At 66.3% G+C, this 22771-nt stretch carries 24 protein-coding genes; 15 read left to right on the top strand and 9 right to left on the bottom strand.

Features of this window, described 5'->3' with window-relative positions; all coding sequences use genetic code 11:
- From ACFXKA_RS28850 to ACFXKA_RS28825, 6 genes are all read right to left on the bottom strand, one after another.
- Positions 1–208 (bottom strand): DUF5994 family protein (locus ACFXKA_RS28850; RefSeq protein WP_379429683.1); only part of this gene is annotated, 208 nt, incomplete at its 3' end.
- 1 nt (position 209) lies between these two features.
- Positions 210–803 carry a DUF5994 family protein gene (locus ACFXKA_RS28845; protein WP_379429682.1) on the bottom strand — a complete coding sequence of 198 codons (594 nt, stop codon included), beginning with the start codon at positions 801–803 and terminating at the stop codon, positions 210–212.
- A 464-nt stretch (positions 804–1267) separates the two neighbouring features.
- Positions 1268–1537 carry a replication protein RepB gene (locus tag ACFXKA_RS28840; RefSeq protein WP_379429681.1) on the bottom strand — a complete coding sequence of 90 codons (270 nt, stop codon included), beginning with the start codon at positions 1535–1537 and terminating at the stop codon, positions 1268–1270.
- Positions 1534–2400, bottom strand: a complete 867-nt coding sequence (locus tag ACFXKA_RS28835; RefSeq protein ID WP_379429680.1) for a replication initiation protein — start codon at positions 2398–2400, stop codon at positions 1534–1536. The genes ACFXKA_RS28840 and ACFXKA_RS28835 overlap by 4 nt, the downstream gene beginning before the upstream one ends.
- A gap of 351 nt (positions 2401–2751) precedes the next feature.
- Positions 2752–3540 carry a glycosyltransferase family 2 protein gene (locus tag ACFXKA_RS28830; protein WP_379429679.1) on the bottom strand — a complete coding sequence of 263 codons (789 nt, stop codon included), beginning with the start codon at positions 3538–3540 and terminating at the stop codon, positions 2752–2754.
- Positions 3534–4301: a GntR family transcriptional regulator gene (locus tag ACFXKA_RS28825; RefSeq protein WP_379429678.1), complete on the bottom strand. Its 768-nt coding sequence runs from the start codon at positions 4299–4301 to the stop codon at positions 3534–3536. Before ACFXKA_RS28825 ends, ACFXKA_RS28830 begins: the two co-directional genes overlap by 7 nt.
- A 266-nt stretch (positions 4302–4567) precedes the next feature.
- On the opposite strand from ACFXKA_RS28825, the gene ACFXKA_RS28820 reads away from it, so the two are divergent.
- The 11 genes from ACFXKA_RS28820 to ACFXKA_RS28770 all read left to right on the top strand — a co-directional run bounded on the left by ACFXKA_RS28820 (position 4568) and on the right by ACFXKA_RS28770 (position 13667).
- Positions 4568–4831 carry a hypothetical protein gene (locus ACFXKA_RS28820; RefSeq protein ID WP_379429677.1) on the top strand — a complete coding sequence of 88 codons (264 nt, stop codon included), beginning with the start codon at positions 4568–4570 and terminating at the stop codon, positions 4829–4831.
- The gene (locus ACFXKA_RS28815) at positions 4828–5253 is read left to right on the top strand and encodes a hypothetical protein (RefSeq protein ID WP_379429676.1); all 426 of its coding nucleotides are present in this window, start codon (positions 4828–4830) and stop codon (positions 5251–5253) included. The genes ACFXKA_RS28820 and ACFXKA_RS28815 overlap by 4 nt, the downstream gene beginning before the upstream one ends.
- Positions 5254–5363: 110 nt before the next feature.
- Positions 5364–5564: a hypothetical protein gene (locus ACFXKA_RS28810; protein ID WP_379429675.1), complete on the top strand. Its 201-nt coding sequence runs from the start codon at positions 5364–5366 to the stop codon at positions 5562–5564.
- On the top strand, positions 5561–5971 hold the full coding sequence (locus ACFXKA_RS28805) for a hypothetical protein (RefSeq protein WP_379429674.1): 411 nt from the start codon (positions 5561–5563) through the stop codon (positions 5969–5971). The genes ACFXKA_RS28810 and ACFXKA_RS28805 overlap by 4 nt, the downstream gene beginning before the upstream one ends.
- Positions 5968–6723, top strand: coding sequence for a hypothetical protein (locus ACFXKA_RS28800; RefSeq protein WP_379429673.1), 756 nt, complete (start codon positions 5968–5970; stop codon positions 6721–6723). Before ACFXKA_RS28805 ends, ACFXKA_RS28800 begins: the two co-directional genes overlap by 4 nt.
- Positions 6720–8819 (top strand): hypothetical protein, encoded by a 2100-nt coding sequence (locus ACFXKA_RS28795; RefSeq protein ID WP_379429672.1) that lies wholly within the window; start codon positions 6720–6722, stop codon positions 8817–8819. Before ACFXKA_RS28800 ends, ACFXKA_RS28795 begins: the two co-directional genes overlap by 4 nt.
- 2 nt (positions 8820–8821) lie before the next feature.
- Positions 8822–9289: a hypothetical protein gene (locus tag ACFXKA_RS28790; RefSeq protein WP_379429671.1), complete on the top strand. Its 468-nt coding sequence runs from the start codon at positions 8822–8824 to the stop codon at positions 9287–9289.
- Positions 9290–9335: 46 nt separating this feature from the next.
- On the top strand, positions 9336–9596 hold the full coding sequence (locus tag ACFXKA_RS28785; protein ID WP_379429670.1) for a hypothetical protein: 261 nt from the start codon (positions 9336–9338) through the stop codon (positions 9594–9596).
- A 21-nt stretch (positions 9597–9617) separates the two neighbouring features.
- Entirely contained in the window at positions 9618–12116 is a 2499-nt protein-coding gene (locus ACFXKA_RS28780; protein ID WP_379429669.1) for a hypothetical protein, read from the top strand.
- A gap of 167 nt (positions 12117–12283) precedes the next feature.
- Positions 12284–13141, top strand: a complete 858-nt coding sequence (locus ACFXKA_RS28775; RefSeq protein ID WP_379429668.1) for a DUF2637 domain-containing protein — start codon at positions 12284–12286, stop codon at positions 13139–13141.
- An 85-nt stretch (positions 13142–13226) separates the two neighbouring features.
- On the top strand, positions 13227–13667 hold the full coding sequence (locus ACFXKA_RS28770) for a hypothetical protein (RefSeq protein WP_379429667.1): 441 nt from the start codon (positions 13227–13229) through the stop codon (positions 13665–13667).
- A 1188-nt stretch (positions 13668–14855) separates the two neighbouring features.
- Here ACFXKA_RS28770 and ACFXKA_RS28765 read toward each other — a convergent pair.
- Positions 14856–15671, bottom strand: coding sequence for a hypothetical protein (locus tag ACFXKA_RS28765; protein ID WP_379429666.1), 816 nt, complete (start codon positions 15669–15671; stop codon positions 14856–14858).
- A 222-nt stretch (positions 15672–15893) separates the two neighbouring features.
- On the opposite strand from ACFXKA_RS28765, the gene ACFXKA_RS28760 reads away from it, so the two are divergent.
- The 3 genes from ACFXKA_RS28760 (at position 15894) to ACFXKA_RS28750 (ending at position 18176) form a co-directional block, all read left to right on the top strand.
- A complete protein-coding gene (locus ACFXKA_RS28760; protein ID WP_379429665.1) occupies positions 15894–16703 on the top strand; it encodes a ParA family protein in 810 nt (269 codons plus the stop codon).
- A gap of 200 nt (positions 16704–16903) precedes the next feature.
- Positions 16904–17131: a hypothetical protein gene (locus tag ACFXKA_RS28755; protein WP_379429664.1), complete on the top strand. Its 228-nt coding sequence runs from the start codon at positions 16904–16906 to the stop codon at positions 17129–17131.
- A gap of 469 nt (positions 17132–17600) precedes the next feature.
- Positions 17601–18176: a hypothetical protein gene (locus ACFXKA_RS28750; protein WP_379429663.1), complete on the top strand. Its 576-nt coding sequence runs from the start codon at positions 17601–17603 to the stop codon at positions 18174–18176.
- Between the two features lie 409 nt (positions 18177–18585).
- Here the strand turns inward: ACFXKA_RS28750 and ACFXKA_RS28745 are convergent, their stop codons facing one another.
- Both ACFXKA_RS28745 and ACFXKA_RS28740 read right to left on the bottom strand, forming a co-directional pair.
- Positions 18586–19065: a DUF5994 family protein gene (locus ACFXKA_RS28745; RefSeq protein WP_379429662.1), complete on the bottom strand. Its 480-nt coding sequence runs from the start codon at positions 19063–19065 to the stop codon at positions 18586–18588.
- Complete coding sequence (locus ACFXKA_RS28740; protein ID WP_379429661.1) at positions 19062–19658, bottom strand: DUF5994 family protein; 597 nt, start codon at positions 19656–19658, stop codon at positions 19062–19064. Before ACFXKA_RS28740 ends, ACFXKA_RS28745 begins: the two co-directional genes overlap by 4 nt.
- Positions 19659–20872: 1214 nt before the next feature.
- On the opposite strand from ACFXKA_RS28740, the gene ACFXKA_RS28735 reads away from it, so the two are divergent.
- Positions 20873–22732 carry an Ig-like domain repeat protein gene (locus ACFXKA_RS28735; RefSeq protein ID WP_379429660.1) on the top strand — a complete coding sequence of 620 codons (1860 nt, stop codon included), beginning with the start codon at positions 20873–20875 and terminating at the stop codon, positions 22730–22732.
- Positions 22733–22771: the final 39 nt, after the last annotated feature.

Genomic DNA, 22771 nt, shown 5'->3' with positions numbered 1-22771 from the left:
CGTGTAGTTCGGTGGTGAGGTTGTCGGTTCTGGGCCACCAGGCACCGTCGAGGTCACCGGATTCCTCGTCACGGTCGCGCAGCAGCAGCCGCGGTGTTCGGGTCGGCGTGTCGAATGGCTGCCCACCGCCGGGGGTGGGCTGGAATCGGCCCAGGCCCCGGTCGGCGGCGGCGCTGCCGCCCCTCTTTTGCGGCGGGTTCTGTGTCATATCAGGCCTTCCGTGGGGCCGGGGGTCCTGCGAGGGATGAACGTAGATCTGTCGGGTTCACCGGCGCGGTGCGACCGCCTTCGTCGTCCCAGCGGCGTAACGCGTCCTCGTTCTGGGTGTGATCGAGGGGTATGGGGGTGTCGGCGACCATGAGTTCGGCGGCGGTGAGCTCATTGCCCGGTCGGGATACGGCCGACAGCAACGCCCGGGCGGTGGCGGCCTCGGTGTCTGAGGGGATCACCAGCAGGACGAGGCGGGTGCGGTCAAGTCCCAGGACACAGAGTGTGTGGGCGGGCAGATGCCGATATCCGTCCAAGCGAACCGAACGCCCGCCGATTACCGTGCGGCTCGGTGCCGGTTCCCAGGCATCGATGTTGTACATGATTCGGTCGACGCTGCCTGCCCGCCGGCCCAGTAGAGCCTCGAGATCGGACAGTTCGGCGACCAAGTCAGTCGTGCGAGGCCACCAGGCCCCGCCTACCGCCCCGCGGCGGGGTGCTCGCGGTGTCGGTAACCGCCGTGACGCCGGCAGGGCGGTGCGAAGGGCGAAGCGCGAAGAGCGGTCCAGCAGGATCGACTCGTGTTGTAGCGTCATCACGACGCTCCTGACCAGGACCGCATGGCGGTCCATGTTCATTGGCCGGGCGACGACGAGACCACGGGTGGTTTCGTACGAAAAGCCCCCGGTGCCCTGATCCTACCCGCGAGAAACACACCGGCCCGATGCGTGCGTATGCACAAGGGGTCCCGGTAGTAATCGCCGAAAATCCAATGAAGTCCGGCGAACCTCCGGTGCCGCACTGCTTTTGCGGCTGGTGACACGATTCTTACCGGTACCTCCAGTTCGTGGAGCAGAACTCGCTGGTCATCTTCTACGCCGACTCCTCGCGCAGCAGCCAGGTCTTCGCCATCCCGGTCAGTCGGCTGTCCTCGATCGAACGCGTCGAGGAAGCTTCGTAGTAGCGCGCGAAATGAGGCCCTGGCAGCCGATAACGTTCACTTATCGGCTGCCAGAATCAGGGCTTTCCGGGCACGGAAACGGCCGTGCCCGAACGACTTTCAGCTGGCCTTTGCGATGTCGGCGCGCCGTGGCCGCAGCAGCACCGAGACCGAACCGATGGAGATGCCCATCTCTTCGGCGATCTGCTTGTACTTCATTCCAGCGGCGCGAAGCTCTTGTGCCCGTTGCTCTTTGGCGCGGGTGCGGGCTTCGTAGTCACTGCGTGGCTCGGCGATGATGTTGCGGATGGACCGTTCGCTGACGCCCAGCTCGTTCGCGAGTTCGCGAGCGGTCTTGCTTCGTCGCCTCGGGTTTTCGGCGCCCATCATCCCTCCAGTGCTGCCAGGACCATCGCTCGGTCGATGGCCCGCTTCTTGTTGGTCGCGGCGATCGCGGCCCGGCGCGTGTCGGTCATGATTTTCCCACGGATCGACTGCGTCTCCCGGAACCTCTCTTCGGTGAAGTTGCGCCAGATCCAGCGACTGATCGACTGTGCTGTGGCGTGTACCTCGGAGAACGGCAAGGGGTACAGGAAAAGGTCATTGACCTCGCGAAGGCAGTAGTCGAGCACGAGCTGCTCCCACTCCTTCTGCGACCCTTCCCGGTGGTGCCACCACATCGGATAGGCCCACTTTCGGGCGGTATCGAACATGGTGACGTTCCGGCCGAGTCCCGATGCCTTCTGCGGCCGGCGCGGCATCTGCCGCGGGGTCGAGGGCGTGAGCAGCTGCGCCAGCTCGTAGCCCTCTGCTGGTCCGTAGAGGGTTTCCCAGTCGTCGTGAATGGGGTTCTTCGTCAGGCGGCCCGCGTAGGCCGGATCGCCACCGACTTCGAGGCGAAGACCTGCTTCGATGCGCTGGGCGTACCGCAGCGGTTTCAGGCGTGCTGAATCGGTCCGGCAGACATGCGAGTTCTTCTTCAGCCACCACCCGATATGCCCTCGACCTGAGGGCGACTGTGCAACCCAGTTCGGATCCGGATGGTTCTTCGGCCGCTCGAATGCCCTCAGAGCGGTGTCCACGTGATCGCAGTCGATCACGATCGAACCGATCATGGCGTGCGGAGAATGCTCGATATAGCGCATCTCCAGGGCTTCCTCGCGCGTCCTCCGGTACTGACCGTCCGCGAGGTAGTTCGTTGCGTACGGCTTGTACGGCAGCAGCACGTCGAGCGCCCACTGCCCGTCCGTCATGAGGACTTGCCCAGATGCCATGCGACTACCTAACCCTGATGATCTAGTTTGATGCAGTAGGCACGCCGAACCATTTCAGATGACTTCGGGTTCGCAGCCCGAAGTCCTCCCCCGCGCTATGGCTCCGCAAAGTCCTGATGCAGTAGGCACGCCGAACCATATCCATGACTCATGCTCGAATGCGCATATCACTACTGACGCATTCAACTAAGTGTGCGCCATCTCTACGGATGATTTGTGCCCGGCGGCGGGCGGGACCAGCCACGTTCTGCTGACGCATACTCCGAGGAGCCGTCTGAAACCCTGTCTCCCGCTCTTACCTCGTGACTCGGCCGGACCTGAGTCTGGATCCTAGAAGGGCCAGTAGGACCGCCCGAGCAACTCACCCTCGGTCGGGAGCCTCAAGTCCGGCTTTTGCAGAAGCTCTCGGAGAGCGAGGATGCGGTCGCGAATCAGTCGGACCCGGTCGGATCGGTCGATCGCGTACTGTCCACCGTTGGTGAGCTGATCAGCATGCTTGCGGTAGTGGAGACCGACCGCGGATATGAACCACCCGTCGACGACTGTCGAGACCGCGAGCAGCATCCCGGTGTCTTCTGCGGTGGGCAATGCCATCCATCCGCCCAGCGCGAGTAGCAGGCCGCGCCGGATGCAGATGGTTGTGGGATGGATGTTCAGGCGGTAGTCGAACATCAGCCAGAAGGCGGCGGTGCTGCCCCGTTCGATCCGACCTTCGGGCGGGTCGGTGTCGAAGCCGACCAGCTCACCGTCCGGCATCAGATCCAAAGCGCGACACGTGGTCCAGCCGATATCGGGGTGTGAAGTCAACACCGCGATGCTGTCGGCCAGCGCATTCGGCGTCAGGATGTCGTCGGAGTCCAGATTCCGGACGAGTTCGCCGGACGATCGTTCGAGCGCAAGGTTGCGGGCAACGCCCGGGCCGCCATGCGGGCCCACTCCCACCTTGACCCGAGAATCCGCAAGCGCAGCAGCGGGCAGTGCGACGTCATCGCCGTCGCCCTGGACAACCCACTCCCACTCCCACTCGGCAGGCATTTCCTGACCCAGAAGAGAGGCGTACGCGGCTTCGAGGTGGTCGGCCTGCGAGCGATAGCACGGCGTGAGGACAGAGATCAGCATGTCGGTTCCCCCAATTTGAATCTTGCCGTATAGACCAGCTGATCAGCGACGATGACGCTGGTGCTGGTTTCGACAGCGGTGTCTGTCGGATCGAAAATCGTGCGGCGGCGCACCATCACCGGGAGCGCCTTCGGCATTGCGAGCTCGGCAGCCTCTTCCGGAGTCGGGAGCCTGGACACGATCGTCATGTCAACCGTGTCCGGCTCGACTTTTGCGTCCCGAAGCCAGCTCTCGGTCGACTTTCCGACGACCTCATCCTTCTCACGGCGCAGGCCGGCGGCTTCCGCTATCCGCTTCGGCATGCGAGAACGCATGACCTGGTGCGGCGTGCCTCGCACGACGTACAGGAACGTCCTGACCAGTAGCTCCTCATCACCAAAGAGTTTGGTGAACTCTCCAGCCGCCGGTTCGATCCCGTAGGACACCAGGACTTCCAGCTCACCATCGGCGAGGTCGCTGATCTCTTCGAAGGTGCGATCCTTCCGAGGCTGTAAGGCCGCGAAATGCTGGTCGATCGGGCGCGCAAGTTGGACACGTCCCCGGACCCGGACGCCGCGCCGCGGTGCCGATGGATCTGAGATGAGTAAGCCCTCGCTGGTCAGCACCGAAATCGCGCGGACGACGGGAGCCTGACTCGGGGTGTCGTAGTGCTCCATGAGTTCTCGGGCCGACGAGATTCGTTCGCCAGCGGCCCACTCCCCCGCCTGAACGCGGCGACGTAGGTCATCGGCTATGTCTCGCCAGATGGCCGGAGGCGGCATCGTCAACACCTCTTCTCGGTTTGTTGTTCAATAAACGTTGACTTCCGAGCCTTTGTTGTTCAACAATGATTGCACAGGTTTTGTTGAACAACAAACGGCAGGGGGTGGTTTTCGGTGAGGTCCAGCATCTTCCTCATCACCGCCATATCCGCAGCGTTTGCGCTGCTCATTGCACCCAATCTCGTTCTCTCGGCCGTCATCTTGGCGGCCGTCGTCGTGTTCGGCTTCCGGCGGATCACGCGGCGGCGGACCCGTGGGGTGTGGCGATGATCGGCCCGGTAGTGCGTACGGACGCGGCGGTGCTGCGGGGTATCGGCTACGGACTGTCCTTGCTCCCGGTGGCGATTCGGCTGGTCCTGCTGGCCGTCGGGCTGCTGGTCGCGATGGTCGGGTGCACGGCCGCGTGGATCGATCAGCAGTCCTACACGCCGTCGCCGAACATCTGCCGGGCCGATGAGGTCGGCCGCCGCGCGGATTGTGTTCCGCCGCAGCAGCTTGCGCGCACTCAGCAGGCGGGAGTGATCCGGTGATCGGCCCGAAGGACGTGCGGACCCGGGATCTTCCCGATCCGGACGGCAGCAAGTTCGGTGTCCCTACCTACTACTGGGGTACCGCGCCGAGCGGGCTGGGCGAAACCGTGCGCCAGCTGGAAAAGCACAACCCGCCGCTGCGGCCCCGCGACCGCAAAGACGTTGCGGCGCAGGTGATCCGGCCGCGTGGTGGCAGTCGGGGACCGCTTGCCGCCTATCTGTACCGGGTCGAGGACGCGGTACCGAAGCGCCCGGCCACGCCCGCCGAGCTGGCGGCGCTGGCCCGAGGGCATCGCACCCAGTCCGAAGCGGCGATGGAGCGGCGCGGAATCGATCCGACGCCGGAGGTTCCCAAGGCCGGCGAGGCCGACGCGTGGGAGCCGCAGCGGCCCGCCCGAGAGTGGGAGGGGTTCGAGCGATGACCTCGAAATCCCGTGCGACCAGCCGGAATCCGCACAAGCCGTCGGGCACACCAGCGGTGGATGTACCCCGTTCGAAGCGGTCGGTGGCTGGCATACCGGAGGAGTCGGTTTTGACGCCGATCACCGAGTTGCCGCATCTGGCCGAGGCCGCGAAGCGCTCCGGCCGCACCGATCGCCAGATCTGGGTGGACCGCCCCGAGCCGCAGAAGCTCCAGACCCCCAACCGAGTACCCGGGCAGTGGCTGCTGTCGGGGGAGTTCCTGACCGATCAGCCCGAACGTCCGACGCCCTGGGAGGGGTTCGACCGATGACGACTTTCGATGTACGCCCGGCCGGGCCCGCCGCGGACTTGTCCGCCGCCCGGTTCGAGGCTCTGACCGCCGAGCTGGAGCAGCTGCGCCGTGAGAACGCGGAGCTGAAGCGGCTCACCGATGACGTGCTCGACCGCGAGAGCATGCACGTCTACGACGCGGACATGGAGCGGCTGACCACGGCCGCCGAGATGGACCGCAGGGCAACCCCGCGCGAACGGCACCACCTCGCGATGATCGCGTGCACAGGGGCGGGCAAGACGGTGCGGATGGCGGAGCTGGTGCGCCGCTGGAAGCTCACCTCGGCCCCGCGCACCCTGCCGGCGCCGCAGCGCCCGCAGGCCCCGGAGCTGGAGAGCACCGGCGTGTGGTCGCCGGGCATCGAGTGGGATGGGTTCGGCCGATGAGCGGGGTGCGGCTGGGCCCGCGTGACATGTGGGCGCTGTGGTGGCTGGCCCAGATGGGCGGCGCGCCAATGGATGTGGTCGCCGAGCTGCTGGCGCTGTGGCCGTTGAAGCGGACCGACGCCGTGACGACCTCCGGTAGCGAGATCAACGCCTATCGGGTGTCGCAGCGGTGGCGGGCCGCCGGGAAACTCCAGGAACCGACACGCCCGGTCCCGGGCCGGTCCTGGGTGGTCCCGACCAAGGAGACCGCCAGCGGGCTGCTGAATATCCGTGTCCCGGAATGGATGCCGTCGCCGATGAAGGCGGCCCACGACATCGCCGTGATGCGGGTGCGGCTGCACTTGGCGGCCGGAAAGACCCACGACACGTGGGTTTCGGAGCGCGAGCTGCGCCACCGCAACGGTTACCTCACCAAGCCAGGGGAGCCGATGCCGCATCTGCACGACGGGCATTGGACCGATGACCTGGGCCGTCTGCACGCGGTCGAGGTCGAGCTGACCCGCAAGGGCAGCGCCGACGCGCGCACCACCTTGCAGGCCGCTTACGACACCGCCGAAGCCGCGGGCGCGCACCAGCTCTTCTACTTCTGCGCCTCCTCGGAGGTGAAAGCGCGAGTCAAGGCCGCGTGGAACGACATCAAGCACACCGAGACCGGCCCGGAGCTGCGTTTCTCCTCCACCGCCGAACTGATCCTCAATCCCCTCGCCGCCACCGGCGACGAGCAGACCGCTGCCGGAGGTGCAGCATCATGACCGAATTCACCGATCGTCCGGCCGATTGCGCGGCGCTGATGGATTTTCGTGCCGAATGCAATGCGCCGGCGCCTCTCTCGGCCCCGGCCCCGACCCCGGCTTCGGATTGCACTCCGGTGTTCACCACCCACGACTGCCCGACCCTGCTGGCTCAGGGCAGCCCGGATCCGGGTGCGGGACACCAGATTCCGCAGATCACCCCGCAGGCTCCGCCGCTGCCGGGTGCGGAACACCTGGATTTCCTGCACTTCCCGCAGTTGTCGCTGCACGAGGTCACCGCTGGTCTGGAGGTCGCGGGCACCTTCGGCGTGGCGATCGCCAGTGTCGGCGCCGCGGCGTTGGCGGCGTCGTGGATGTGGACATGGACCCCGGTGCGGCTGCGGAACTTCGCGTTCGGGTCGGCATCGTTGCCCGGTGCTGCCGTCGCGTTGGACGGGCTGTCGGGCCCGCGTGAGGACGTGGTGCGCGGTGTGAGCGAGGTGCTGGCCGGGATGCCCGTGACCGGCATCGCGTCGGCGTCGGTCGCGCTGGTCCCGGCCGGGCTGGTCGCCGCTGCTGTTCTGGCCGCGCGTACTGAGCATCTGCTGGACACGCGTGGCCGGCGGTCTCCGGACCGCACCGAGCGGGCCGTGTGGGCACGGCACATGAAGCTGATGCGCGCCGCGACTCTCGCCTGCCGCGCCGAGATCCCGCTGACCTCAGGCACGTTCGGCCCGGAATTCGTGCTGGGCCGCGTCGCCTACAGCACTTCGCAGGCCCCGGTGAAGTCGACTGCGGGCCGTCTGATCGGCCGTCACTACAGCTTGTTCACGGTGCCGTGGTTGGCGTTCCGCGAGCACGGCGTGTGGATCGGCAACCCAGGTTCGGGCAAGACGACCGCGCTGGAGCGTGCCGTTATCAGCTTCTGGGCGACCGCGTGGCGGCGTCATCAGCAGTGGTGGCGTTCGGGCAAGGACCGGCCGGGTCGCCCACTGGCGATGATCCTGGACCTCAAGGGCGCTCGCGATGCGCGCAGCACCGCCGACCGTGTCCGCAAAGCCGCCCAGAACCTCGGTATTCCGGAGTCCCGGGTGCTGATCTGGCCCGACAACGACGAGGAGACGCTGAGCCTGTTCTTCGGCACCGCCGACGAGCAGCGCCCGCGGTTCGAGGCACTGCTGGGTGTTTCGGCCGACAACGGAATGTCGGCGGAGGCGGCCTACTACATGCAGATGCGCAAGACCATCGCGCACCTGGTGGTCGACATGCCCGATCCCGCGAAAGGGCTTGGGCCGGGCGAGAACCCGCCACGGACCTCCACCGAGTTCCTGGCCCGGATGACCGAGGCCGCGATGCGGCGGGGATGGAAGGGCCACGACGCCGAGCTGTCCGACATCGAGGCGGTGACCGGCGGGAAGACCCCGATCCTGCCGGCGGACCGCGCGATGTGCGCGAACCTGTTCCGCGACATGGGGCCCGCGTTCGACGGCGAGCGCAGCATCACCGACTACGACGTCGTGTATTGCTGCCTGGAAGGCACCACCGCCCCCGAGGTCGCCGCGGCCCAGTTCCGGGCCATGGTCGCCCTGGTCGCCGGTCTGGCCCAGACCGACCACAACCGCACGGTGCAGCTGTTCTGCGACGAGTTCGCGCAGGTCTGCGGCAACGACGGCGCCGCGCGCATCGTCGAGCTCCTGCGCAGTGCCGGGTGCGGGTCGCTGTGGTTCGCGCAGTCCTGGATGGGGTTGGGCGCTAACGACGATGCGCGGCACCGGCTGGTCGATTCCTGCTCGGGCGGGATCTTCGTGATGCGGTCCTACAGCGCCGGTCACCTCGCCGAGAAGATCGGCACCCGCGTCAAGTACGCGCTGAGCCGCAAGTTGATCAACGGCATCGCACACGGCGACGAAGGCAACGTCCAGCCCGAGGACAAGTTCCTGGTCGATCCGAAGATCCTGGCCGCGTTCGAGAAGGGCGACATCGTCCACATCGTCGGCGGCAAAGCCACTTTCGGGCACGTCTGCCCGCTCGATCCCGACACCGTCCGCCCGCTGCCCGGGCTGGCCGAATCCACCACCCACGAGGCCGACAAGGCCCTCATCCAGAAAGCAGCATGACCATGAGCATCGATCCGAACGAAACCCACGGCGACGAGATCCTGGTCGCCAGCTTCGCCTCCCAGCTGGAGCAGGTCACCGACGCCGACCAGGCCATCGCCGCCATGCGCACCCCGCGAATTCCCACCGGCGGACGCCACGAGGCCCGGGTGAAAGACACCCTCGAAACGGTCACCACCTGGCGTGACCGGCTGCGGGCCTGGACGCCGGCGCTGGCCGGGACCGTCATCTTCCTGGTCCTGCTGTTCTCCCCGGCCCCGATGACCGGCCCGCTGATCGTCTACGCCCTCGGCTGGGCGGTGTTCGGCCTGTGGACCACCCTTGGCCGCCCTGGAGTCCGCGACTCCGCCGCTCTGGCGGCCCGCAGCGCTGCGGCCGTGTGGGGCTTGCTGTCCGCCGCCTGGTCGGCGATCTCTCGCCTGCTCCGCCGCGCCGAGCCGGAGCCCGAGCAGCGTCCCGCCACCGCCTGACCTCCGTATTTCCGTATTTCAGTAACACCGATTGGAAGGAAACCCTATGTCCGCCAACAGCATCGAACGGGCCAGCGCAGCGGCTGACCCCGCCGTCGTGGATGTCGCCCGCGAATGGCTGCTGATCTGCAAAAACGAGTTCGGCGAATGGCCCGACGTCACCGCCGACGAACTGGCCGCCCTCGCGCCCGCGCGGGTGGTCGCCGTGGTCGATCGGCTCTGGGGCGGCGGCCTGTCCGGGTTCCTGGCCGACTCGGCCGCCGATATCGCCGACCGCCGCGTCGCCCGCAGCACCACCGGCTTCTGACCAACCAAGGAGTAGAAACCCATGTCCGACAAGACCGTTGACGAGATCACCCGCGAGCTGAGCAAGTTCGGCAGTGCCGCCGCGTACGCGTTCCAGCAGTGGCGGCGCGCGAACCCGAACGCGACCAAGGTGCCGCGTGGAGTGTGGAAGCAGATGGACCTCGCCGACCGCAACGAGCGGTGGAACGCGAAAATCCGTCTGCGCCAGCAGCTCCGCGCCCAGGGCGAGGAGCGCAAGATCCACCGCGAGGACCTGTTCACGCAGCTGGATAAGCGCATCAACCAGCACCGCCGCGACACTCTGGACTGGCATAACCGCCCGGCTGCCACTTACGACCAGCACATGCGGCGGCAGTGGGAACTGATGCTCGACCGCCAGGACATCGAGCGTCGCATCGCTTCCACGCCGGGCATGCTCTCGGTCGAGGAGCGCGGGCAGGCCGTGCGCGCTCTGGAAGCCGCCCATCACGCGTGGCGGCCCGAGGTCAAGCCCGTCCCGGTCCGCAGCAGCGGCCCGCTCGCGGGCGTCGCAGCGCTGAAGGCGCGTGTGGCCGAACGGTTCTCCCGGATCCGGCTCGGGATCACCGAACGCGGCCGGACCGGTCACCGCCCGCAGCTGGACCGGCCCGCGGCGCCGAAGACCCGGCAGCAGGTCATGGGGGAGTTGCGGCACCTGATCGCCGATCGCCACGAGATGGCGATGAACGCGAATCTGCTGGCGGAGCGGCTGCGTGAGCGCGGCGCCAGCATCGAGACGTTCGCCCCCGACGCCGCGCAGATGGCCGAGGGCCATCGTCGTAACCTCGCAGCGCTCGATCGCGAGATTTCCGACCGGATCACCGGATCCGGTATGCCCGTGGAGGACTGGCTGGAGGTGCAGTTCCAGCTGCGCGAGCAGACCCCGGAGCGGCAGGCCGGCCAGCGCTGGTTGCAGCGTCAGAGCACGTGGGATCTGGAGAACCGCTACCGCATCAACTCCTGGGACCGTCACGTGGACTGGGTGACCGGTCCGGACTCGTTGCGGCGTTGGGATCACGACTTCCCCGAGCGTGAGGACCAGCAGCGGCGCGAGTTCCTGAACCCGCCGGCGGGCTGGGAGCCGGTCGATCCCGACGCCACCGACCGGTTCATGTTCCTCATCGATTCCGAGCACAACAAGGGCCTCTCGCATGTGCGGACCTTCGGTTATCCGCAGTCCGGATACGACTGGGTCCAGCGCAAGATGTCCTGGATCGCTGAACCGCAGGACAACGTGAGCATCACGGTGTGGGACCGGGCCGTCCCGCTGGATGCGAACAACCGGGTGCGCGGGTTCGCCATCGACAGCATGCAGGGCCTGTACGCGAACCTCGATCCCGATCTCGACCGCCGATACGAGTACTTCCGCGACCTGTCGATGACCCGCGCCCGCGACCGCAGCATCCCCGCTGACCTGTCCGTGCCGGGCCTGGAAGACCTCAACCAGGATCGGCTGCTGCCCTGGACATCGGTGCGCGCGGGCAACATCTACGACGGCGAGAAGATCCACTCGATCGGTGAATCCGGGCGCGTGTGGACTGTGGACGAGGCCCGCTGGTTCGCCCACCGCGCGCCGAAGACCCTCGAAGGGTTCGAGGCGAAGTTCGCGCAGATCCAGCGCAATGCCTTCTACGACATCAACGAGGATCTCGGCTGGTCGGAGGAGATCGAGCACGCCCGTTACGGTCTCGACCACAGCGACGCTCTCGACCCCGAGGCGCGTGCGCGGGCCCGGGAGATCCTGACCATCACCGAGACCGAGGCCAAGCTCGGCCAGCGCCCGGACCGGGACCTGTGGGCGGCCGTGGTCGATCGCGCCGAGTTCGACCGGTGGAGCGGCCTGGAAACCCCGGGCACCCCGCAGCGTCCGCAGGCGTTTGAGGCTCCGCAGCAGCCGGAAGCACCGGACTGGCTGGACGGGGACTACGGGCCGTCGATCGAATCGCAGTTCCGGGCTCCCGAGCAGCCGCGGACGGACCCGCTGGCGCACGTTCGCAGCGTGCAGGAAGAGATGCGGAACCGGGCAGCGGCCCAGCCGGAGCAGCCGCAGCGACCGGAAGCCCCTGAGGCGCCAGAAGCGCCGGCGGCCCCGGACGGGTCGGTCGTGATCGTGCAGTCCGAGGTTCTCGACAAGCTGGAGCGCGACCTGGCGGAGATGACCGAGCGTGCCGAGCGCGCCGAGCGGGAGCGCAACAGCGCGCGGGGACAGCGTGACGAAGCGGTCGCCAAGCTGGTCCGGCGCACCCCGCCCGAGCAGCGCTATGGCAGCCCGCAGCGCCGCGCAGCCGAGCGGCCCGGGACTCCCGAGGCCCCGGAGGCTCCCGCGCAGCCCGATCGTGAGGATTTGCCGCACGATCGCGACGAGCAGCCCGCCTATGACCGGTCGGACATGACCGCGGCCGAGTCGGTTCCCGATTGGTCCGGGATTCCCGAGCCGCCGGAGCCGCCCGAGTTCGAGCCGATCCCCAGCGGTCACAACGGATGGGACGGGTTCGAGCGATGACCCGCGCTGACCATCCACCCGCCGTGTCCTCTACCGGGGATCCCGACCCCGCGCTGTGTCCTTCCGATCCGGTTGGCGCGCAGCAGGACACGGACACCGCCCGGCATGACACGGCCGGGCGGCCGGAGGACACACCGAACCGATTCGAGGACACAGAGGAGGACACAGTGGGGCAGAACCGGCCCGGCCGCGATCATGTCGAGACGGCGGCTCTGATCATGGTGATTTCGGTGTTGACCGCCGCGAGTGGATGGTCAGCTATCGCCCTGCACGGGCTGGCGCAGGCCGCGGGCATCACGTCGTGGCTGGCGTGGGGCGCGCCGGTCATCGTGGACGGCCCGCTGATCCAGGCCGCTATCGCGCTGGTCGTATTGAAGCGCCGCGAGAAGGACGGTGCGGACGTCGAGCCCGGCCAGCGCGCGTTCTTCTGGTGGATGCTGGCCATGTCGGAGCTGGTCAGCCTGGTCGGCAACGGCGCACACGCCTGGTTGTTGTCGCCCGAACGCACCCTCAAGGGTTGGGCGGCAGCGATTGTGGCGGGCGCGGCCCCGATCGCGGCGATGGCCGTCATGCACGGCCTGACGATCCTGATCGAGGTACTCGGCCAGGCACTCAAGACCACCGCCCCCGCAGGCAGCGCCGAGCGAACCACGCCCGCAGCGGATTTCGAGCCGCTGTCTCCTGCCGTGTCCTCAGGACACACCCCTGTGTCCTCGGCTGTGTCCTCGCCCGACGAAGGACACGCCCAGGACACACCCGCTGTGTCCTGGCCGTCTCCAGGGCACAGCGCAGGACACACTCCCGAGCCCGTCGAGGACACGGAGGTGTCTCCAGAGGACCGGGACGCGGCCATCTGGGCGATGCATTCGGCCGGCGCCAGCCTTCGTGAGATCGCCGCAGCGACCGGTCTGTCGTACGGCTACGCGGGCAAGGTCGTGAAGCGGCTCAAGACCGAGCACGGCGTCACCGACGACAACCAGACCGCCAACGATGAAGCGGGGGTGGTGATCCAGCTCGTTCGCTGACCGAATGCCCACCGGGGCAGGCCATGAGCCTGCCCCCTCAATTCCGCTTCACCACAGCATTTCTCATTCACTCTTGGAGGACATCATGACCATGTCGGACTTCGACGCGATCAACGCCGAGCTGGCCGGGCCGGTCGGCCCGCGCAACGCCTTCGGGCGCGACGCGAAGCCGGGCGACGAGCTGACCGGCGACATCATCGGCGCCGAGCGCCGTCACCGCACCGTGGACGGCAAGCCGCTGTTCTGGGTGGACCGCAAGCCCTCGACCGTCGAGGCCGGGCCCGCGGTCATCGATTCGGTGCTCATCTTCCAGACCACCGAGGAGACCGACGAGGACGACGACGGGCAGCGGTTCCTGCGCCTGGACCGCGATGTGAAGGTCGCGCTCAACGCCGCACTGGCAGCCGCCGGCGTCAAGACCGTGGCTATGGGTGGCCGCCTGGAAGGGTTCACCTTCAAGGGCAAGGCCGCCGGCGGCGCCGGTCGCGTCTACGGGGACGGGAAGTACATCCCACCCGCCGCCTAGCCCGCAGCGAAAACCAGCCCCCGACCTGACTGGTCGGGGGCTTTTTCGTGTCCACGTGTGCCGCCGGAATCTGCTGTTAACCCGTTCTTCGCCCGCTCCCTCCGAAAGCGTTCTGGCCGATTGTCCGGGTGGGTCAAGGGTGCCCGCAGGGCATCGGCGCAGCCGACGCGTACGCGCCCTTGAGGCACCCGGACAATCGGCCACAATCTCCGCTGAGGGAGCGGGCCAGCGGCCCCGTGGAACGGCTTCCGAGGACCGGGATCGGCAAGCTCATGGCGATCAGCGGACATCAAAAGATCTTCAACAAGTCATCGATGAGGACCTAGAAAGAAGATCGAAATAAGTCGTGAACTGCGTTCACGACTTATTTCGACATCGATTCTCCCCGGATACCTACCCTGATCTGGGTTTTCGAGGGTGTCCGTCCCACCACCCACCCAATGGAGAGCACATACCCACTGCGTGTGCATGTGCTCTCCATTGGGTGGGTGGTGGGACTCTTTTTGGTGGTAGGTAAGGGTAGGTATCCGGGGAGAATCGATGAGTTGGGTGGGTGGTTGGGTTGGGTGGTTATGTTGCGTTGGGTTGGTGGTTCCGGGCCGGGCTAGCGTGTCGAAGTCGGCCGTGAACGGCCTTTGTTCGCCACGCTGTTGCCAGCGGCCCTAAGTTGGGTCACCTCCGGCTTGCTGGGCACGTCGTGCGTGGACGCGGCGGTTTCGCGCCGGGCTCGTGTGCCGTGGCTGGTTCCTGACGCGGTCGGCGGCCGGTCGGTGGTGCGCCGGAGTTCGGATGCGAACCGATGCGCTGTGCGAGTGCAGGAGATCGACGTAGTTCCGCGAGCGAAGCTCGCGCCGTTGTTCCGCACGGCCGTCGTGGTGGGGTTTCCTCTCCGCTTGGCCTGATCTGGGGCTATCACACGACCATCGGGTATCAAGGGCGCCTACGGCGTCGGCAAGCCGATGTCGCAAGCGCCACCCTCGACACCCGACGCCCGTGTGATCGAGACGCCCCAGGCCAAGCGGAGAGGAAACCCCACCACACCAGATCCGCGCTCCACTCCGGGATGACTGCGGCCGGTCGGCCGCACACGGGGGCTCTGCCCCCGGACCCCTGCTCTCGGCGAGGCCAGGCCTGCACAGAGAGGGGAGGGTGCCCGCGCGCGAGTTGCGCAGGGCTACCGCGGATCTACTACCCGGATAGATCGGTCCGGCGGACCAGCTTGTATTGGGTGGTCCACGACAACAGCGTGGTAGCGGGCCAGTAGAGCCGTCCGAGGAACTTGCTCGGGGTGGGGAACGGGCACGCCTTCGGCTTGCCGCGCGACAGGAATGACGTGATGGTCTTGGGTTCGACACGGGTGATCACCGATGCGCCGGCGATATCGACCCACACGTCCCCGTCCAGCGGCGGCAGGCCGAACAACTGCCCGCCGGTCAACGGCTCCCCGGACTCCCAAGCGGCGAGCAGTTCGGCCACCTTGTCGCCCAGCGCCACGGTTTCGACCGGTTCGTACTCATGCTCGGTCGGCATGCGATCTACAGTAGCAGCATGGGCAGTTTTAGAACTGCCGTTGATCTGTTCCATCTGATCCCGGTAGGGCCGACCCGGGAGCAGCAATGCCTGCCATACCGCGTCGTCGATTTTCAGCCGGTAGGAGCCGCGCAGTCCGCGCAAGGCTTCGACCCATGCCGGCGGCAGGCTCGCCGCGTACGTGTGCAGCCGTTTGCGCGAGATCGAGACCTTCGGGGCATCGGGACTGTCGCGGAGAAGCGAGCGCATGAGGTGGACGCCGTGCTTGGGATCCACGGCGAAGGTCACACGCGCGGCCTTCCATTCCGGGCGCAGCGCGTACACCTCATCCACGATGGTGCAGCTGCGATGCGAATCGAACAGGGCGGTGATCCCGTAGTCCGGATCGGTGAACACGCGCAGGAGCGTCGAGGGTCCGGCCGCGGCGAGCAGCAGACGCTGGTCCTCGGTCAGGATTTCGGCGAGAGCTGTCATCGGGACTCCTCCATCCGTCCAGCGGGCAGTTTTGGAACTGCCACCTCCCATTTTAGCAGTTTTAGAACTGCCACTCGGGTTGTCTGGACAGTCCGGTCCGGGCGATTGCGATGGCACACCCGCCGCAGGTATGGGTGTGTATGCCACGTCCATACAGTGTCCATACACGCGTAGATGGCGCGTGCACCCGTGTATGGAGCGTCCGGGCAGTACGGTGCTGGCGTGCGAATCTATGCGATTGCCAACCAGAAGGGCGGAGTCGGCAAGACCGTCGACACCATCAACCTGTCTGCCGCTCTGGCCGAACGAGGCCGGCGTGTGCTCGCCGTGGACCTCGATCCGCAAGGCCACCTCACTGACGCGATCGGCGCGACCGCGGCCCCGGCGGGCGGAGCGAACCTCGCTCGGGCGCTGCTGGGGCAGTGGACCGGCGAGCTGGGTGAGCTGGTGCAGCAGATCGACAACGGCTTGTTCGTGGTCCCGACCAGTGACGACATGTTCCTGCTGGAACCTCAGATGTACGGGCGCACCGGGCGCGAATACCTGCTCAGCAATTTTCTTGAGCCCTTGCACGGTGTCTTCGATGACGTCGTCATCGACTGCCCGCCGTCGCTGGGTGCGCTCAACGACAACGGCCTGGCCGCCGCCCGCCGGCGCCCTCCCGGGGATCCGATACAGGGGACGATCGTGATCCCGGTGCAGGCCGAAGACTCGAGCGTCAAAGCCTTGCGACTGTTCCTGCGGCAGATGACGACCTTGCAGCAGGGTCTGAAGATCCAGCTCGAAATCGCGGGTCTGATCGTGAACATGTACGACGGCCGCCGAGGGGGCATCGCGACTTCCACTCTCGCGGCATTCCAGAAGCACCAGCTCGACGTGCTGGCCGTGATCAAGGACAAGAAGGAAGTACGCGAAGCCTGGCGCGAGCACACCACGGTGTTCGCGTACGCGCCCGAGTCCGCCACCGCCGAGAACTTCCGTGCCCTGGCGATGCGCCTGGATCCGACCCTGGTGCCGGCGGTGGTGTCATGACCACCCGCCGCCGCAAGCCGCAATCCGAACCGGATATGTCCGGGACCGACCCGAACGAAGTCCTGCGGTCCCGCATCGACCTGAATATCCCAGTCGGCGCACCCGCCGCCCCTCAGCCCACACCTGCCCATACACAGGTAAGGACGGGTACGGACCGTGTACGGACAGGTAAGGACGCAGCACGGGCCGACCCTCCCGGGATGCGTCGCACCTCGCTGTACGTCGCCAGCGACGCCGCCGAAGCGCTGGAGAAGGCCGCGGACCGGATCATGGCGGTACTCGGCGACGGCACACCCCGCCACGTCGCTCTCTCGGCGCTGCTGCTGGCCGGGGCGAGTCAAGCCGACGCGGTGACGCAGGAACTCGCGCGCCGGCGCGCCGCCGAACTCGCTGCCCGCCTGGCCGCCCTCCCGTCCATATCTGAGTAATACCTGTCCATACACGCAGTACGGGCCAGTATGTGCGTGTATGGGCAGGTATGGGCACGCGTGCGGGACTTGAGCCCCAAATTCGAATGTGGAGATGTAAGCATCTATGCATGAGACCCGGGCGAGGTCGGTCAGGATTCGTTCCTTCGGAGCCGACAACTGACACGACTTCGCCCGGAAAACGCTGCCTGTCCGCCGGTACCGAAGGCTATGTGCCGAATGTGATTGCGGTGCAGGGCAATCGCCGGATCGGTAGCCTGATGCCGCCGCAGACGGTCGGGATTCGTTCCTTCGGAGCCGACAACCGACACGTCAGCGCTACAACGAGGCGCGGGAAAACTGATCGCGTGATGTCGGTAGTGAGGCGGATGATGGCCGCGTGAGTGAATCTCAAGCTATCGCCGAGGAGTTGTTCGAATCACTCCGCCGGCACGTTCTGATGGCGCGACTGTCCCCGAGCGGGGGTGCATTGTTCGCAATCAAGAAGATGCAGCAGTCGTACTCGGCATCCCGCAACCAGCCGCTGTACATCGACATCGCCCACCCGGTCAAAGGGATAGACGTGACAACCGTGTCCGGCTTGTCGACGTTCCAAATCGACAACCAGACGCAGCCGTTCGGGCCGGGCGGCGAGTACCACAAATGGTTCAACCGGGCTTGGATCCCGTCGTTCTACGAAGAATGGAATGCCCACTTCAAGCCCCGGTTCGCCCCGCTGCTGGGCAAGGCCACCCCGGACGACGTCAAGATCGGCTACTTCGGGGACCTGCGCTGGATCCGCAACGACGTCATCCACCACAAGGGGAAGGTCGTCGAGGGACACCGCGAGAAGTGCTTCGTGCTGAAGTGGTTCGACAAGGGTGAGGAAGTGATCCTCGACCACGCCAAGTACGCGGAGTTGTTCGAGCAGTTCCCGTGGGCGAAACTCGGCGCCGAGGTCCCCGCCCCGCCTGCACCTGCTCCTGTGGACACCCGCCTGGGGACGACCCCTCTTGAAGTCATGCTGCAGGTACGTCGTAATCCTGGGGCGTTCTTCGGCCAGTAGGTGCCGGAGTACAACGAATGTGATTGCGGTGCAGGGCAATCGCCCGATCGGTAGCCTGAGCCGCATGGCTTTCACTGTGCGGCTCGCAGACCAGAGTCCTGTCCTGCGCACCGGGACCCCGGCATGGCGCGCCTAGTTTCAGGAGGACATGGAACCTCAACTGGCGCTGACTCTTACAGAACCTTGTCGGTGGGTAGGCGTACCCTCTCCGGGATTTGATCTTTCACCGCAGGAAGGACTGAGCATGGCCAAGTTCCGGATCAACGAGGGCTACAACGACGCGAAGGACGTGACCGCGTACCAGTTGGGGTGCCGGTAAGGATCGTGTCACCAGCCGCAAAGGCAGTGCGGCACCGGAGGTTCGCCGAACTTCATTGGATTTTCGGCGGCTTCTACCGGAACCCTTAGTTCATGATTCCGGCTGGTCAGCGATCGTGCTGACGGCTCTGTGCATCTGCGCGTCGGCGCGGTCGGTGGTGGTGGCGGGATCGATCACCAACAATCGAAGGCGCCGATCGTGCGGGCCGAAGACATACATCACCTGAGGTGGCTGGCCCGGAAGCGGTCCGGTGACCTCGATCCCGTCGGGAGCGTCGATGCGGCGTTGGGACAGGCTCAGCGAATTCCAGTCGAAGCTGATCCGGGCGGTCGTGCCCAGTCGCGTTGTGAGGGCGGTGACCAGGTCGTGTAGTTCGGTGGTGAGGTTGTCGGTTCTGGGCCACCAGGCACCGTCGAGGTCACCGGATTCCTCGTCACGGTCGCGCAGCAGCAGCCGCGGTGTGCGGGTCGGCGTGTCGAATGGTTGCCCACCGCCGGTGGTGGGCTGGAATCGGCCCAGACCCCGGTCGGCGGCGGCACTGCCCCTCTTTTGCGGCGGGTTCTGTGTCATATCAGGCCTCCCGTGGGCCGGGGTACTGCGAGGGATGAACGTACATCTGTCGGGTTCACCGGCGCGGCGTGACCGCCTTCGTCGTCCCAGCGGCGCAACGCGTCCTCGTTCTGGAAGTGATCGAGGGTGTGGCGGGTGTCGGCGGCCATGAGTTCGGCGGCGGTGAGCTCATTGCCCGGTCGGGATACGGCCGACAGCAACGCCTGGGCGGTGGCGGCCTCGGTGTCTGAGGGGATCACCAGCAGGACGAGGCGGGTGTGGTCGAGTCCCAGGACACAGAGTGTGTGGGCGGGCAGATGCCGATATCCGTCCAGGCGAACCGATCGCCCGCTGACTACCGTGCGGCTCGGTGCCGGTTCCCAGGCGTCGATGTTGTACATGATTCGGTCGACACGGTCTGCCCGCCGGCCCAGTAGAGCCTCGAGATCGGACAGTTCGGCGACCAAGTCGGTTGTGCGGGGCCACCAGGCTCCGCCGACCGCCCCGGGGCGGGGTGCTCGCGGTGTCGGTAACCGCCGTGACGCCGGCAGGGCGGTGCGAAGGGTGAAGCGCGAAGAGTGGTCCAGCTGGATCGACTCGTGTTGTAGCGTCATCACGACGCTCCTGACCGGGACCGCATGGCGGTCCATGTTCCTTGGCCGGGCGACGACGAGACCATGGGTGGTTTCGCACGAAAAGCCCCCGGTGCCCTGATTCTACCTGCGAGAAACTCACCGGCCCGGTGCGTGTGTACGCACAAGGGGTCCCGGTAGTAATCGCCGAAAATCCAATGAAGTTCCCAGACACTGCGCGACCAACCGCAGATGCTCGCCGCGGCCTGGCGTCACGAACGCGATATCGGCGGGGGTGAGCGTGAAGTACCGGAACAACTCCTCATCCGTGAACACCCGTGTCGCCACGAAACCTGACCTCCCGCATACCGATTGACCTCATCGGCAGCCAAGCCAAGCACCAACCGGGTCCGCCCGCCCCGGTCCGCCCGCAGCCCAAGCCGTCACAGTACATCATTGCTGGTCAAGCCATTGTCGTTGTTTTTCGCGCGATTACTACCGGAACCCCAGGACGGAGCGTTCGGCAACCTGTTCGTTTGGGGTACACCCCAGTCCGACAGCCGTTCGGAAAACGATCCTCTGCCGGACCTGAACACCCCGCCGGATCCGCCGGCGTTGGCGCAGGGCGCGGCGGGCGGTGCTGAGTGCCCGGACTGCCGCAGTCGGCAGAGGAGGGTCGAGCGTTTTCGCGCGTGACTGGTGGGTGGTCACCCAGGACCGGCCGCTACGCTGATTTGTCGGCTGAATGCGACTGTCAAGAACAACAATTGATGGTTGTGGGTCGATCCGACGATTTGATTTCTCTTGGAGTCCGGTGCTGGCTAACGTCTCCGACGCGAGTGCGACTGGCTCGCGATCAACATCTGATCGAAGGAGATGAGGAATGGGTTCCCTGGGCAATTTTGGGCTCGATGCCATTGTCGCGGAGCTGAAGAAGCTATTGAGTACCGGTTCGTCCGGTACGCACAAGGCGAACTGACGACGGCCGCAGGTAGTTCCGGCCCGACACTCCCACCGGCCGGAAATACCCGATGAGCTGGAGTGGTTGAAGGTCGCGGCAACTGCTGAGACCTCATCGTGAACAATCCCGAAGCTGAATTCTCTTGCTTTCCTCGGGGTTTTGTCATTTCTCGGCGTTTGCGCAGTGACTTCACCGTCGAGTGCGGTTCTGAATGTGCGCAAGGAAATCGCCTCCCCGTCTCGTGTCGCGAGTGTCGATTCTCGTGCTCGTGTACATGTAATCCGAAAGTCCCCTCATGCGTAGTTTTCATGCCCGCCGCGCCGCGATGATCGGCACCGCGGCGCTGCTGCTGGTCGCGCCTGGCGCGTCCCTGGTTCATGCCGAGCCTGCCGCGCCCGCGTTGCCCGCCGACCTGGTGGCCGCGATCCAGCGCGATCTCGGGCTCACCCCGGCCCAGTACCTCGACCGGGCCGAGACCGGGCAGAAGTTGGCGTCATTCGCCGACTCGATCCGCACGGCGTTCCCCGAGTCCTTCGCCGGTGCCTGGCTGGACGCGTCCGGTACGCCGTTGGTCGGTCTGGCTGACGGACCGGACAAGGCTGCCGCTCGTACTGCTGTCGAGGTCGCCCGTTACCAGGTGAAGGACCAGCCGCGCAACGAGCGCACGCTGCTCGATCAGCTTGGCCAGTTGACCGGCTGGATCCAGAATCTCCCCGCGGCGCAGTCCAGCCGCGTCAACAGTGCCACGATCGACCCGGTCGCCAACGACATCGCGTTGAACGTCCGCGACGTCGCTGACGGCTCGAGCCTGCAGCTGCCTGACTTCCTGCAGTTCGTGCGTACGGTGCTGGGGTCGGCACTCGGCTCGTCCCAGCCGTCGGCCGCGTCGTCCACTGTCACCATCAATCCCGTCACCGGCGCCACCGTCGGCAAGCCCACCACCCTCACTGTGAGGGTCAACCCCGCAGCAGCGGGCGGTGAACTCACCTTCGAGGAGGCTGTCAACGGCGGCAAGTTCGAACCGTTCGCCTCAGCTGTATCGGTCGGCGACGACGGCACTGCCACCACGGACTGGTCTCCCGAGACCGCAGGCAAGGTGACCATCAAGGTCACCTTCTCCGGCCGCGACGGTGTCAAGGGTTCCACCACCACCCAGGAAGTCACCGTCGCCAAAGGCGACAGCAACCCCGCTACCACCACGATCACCCTCGACCCCATCAAGGGAGCCACCGTCGGCAAGGCGACCACGCTGAAGGCGAAGGTCAACCCCGCAGCAGCGGGCGGCACCGTCGCGTTCGAGGTAGACGAGGAGAGCATCAGGAACGTCTCCAACGAAGTACCGGTCGGCGCCGACGGCACTGCCACCATGGAGTGGCGCCCGGAGAACGCCGGCAAGGCGACCGTCACCGCCACCTTCTCCGGCCGCGATGGCGTTGCCGGGTCCACCACCACCCAACAGGTCACCGTCGCCCAAGGCGGCACCACGACGCAGCCGGCCGCCGATGCCATCATGGGAGGCGACACCTACTTCGTCACGGATGCCTTCGGCGAATCCCGTTACTGCTCGCTCGGTTTCAACGGCACCGACGGTTCCGGCCACGCGGTGGTCATCTCCGCCGGACATTGCGACGCGAACCCACTTGCCGCGGGCACTCCCGACTCATCGATCGCGCACGTGCTGGACAATCAAGGCAACCCTCGCTTCGGCACCGTCGCCAAGGTGGGAACCGGAAAACTCGACCACGCGGTGATCAAGATCGACGACGGCTTCGCAAAGCGTTTCCAGAACAACTACGTTCGCGCTGCCGGGCACGCCCCGGTACCGGTCACCGGCACCGCCGCTGCCGTCCAGGGGGAGCCGGTGTGCCTTTCCGGCTCGACCACCGGTTACCACTGTGGAACAGTCAAGGGTTCCGGTGGAAACAACTTCACCGTGGCCATCTGTGGGCTGCACGGCGATAGCGGCGGTGCCCTGATCGCCGGCACCAAGGCACTGGGCATCGCGATCCAAACCAACGGCATGGAGAGCCAGAAGATGTGCGACGAGTTCGCCGCGGATCCAGACATCAGTGACTTCGACAAGCCCACCGTGACCGCGGTCTCGATCGCGGCCATCCTCAAGGACAATCCGGGCCTGAAGGTCCGCACCAACTAATGGCTCGTCAGGCGACCAAGGTTGCCTGACTTGACGAGT

Origin of the sequence: Nocardia sp. NPDC059228 (assembly GCF_042754245.1) — a bacterium.
Classification (GTDB): Bacteria; Actinomycetota; Actinomycetes; order Mycobacteriales; family Mycobacteriaceae; genus Nocardia.
This window is presented reverse-complemented; position numbering and strand designations above follow the sequence as displayed.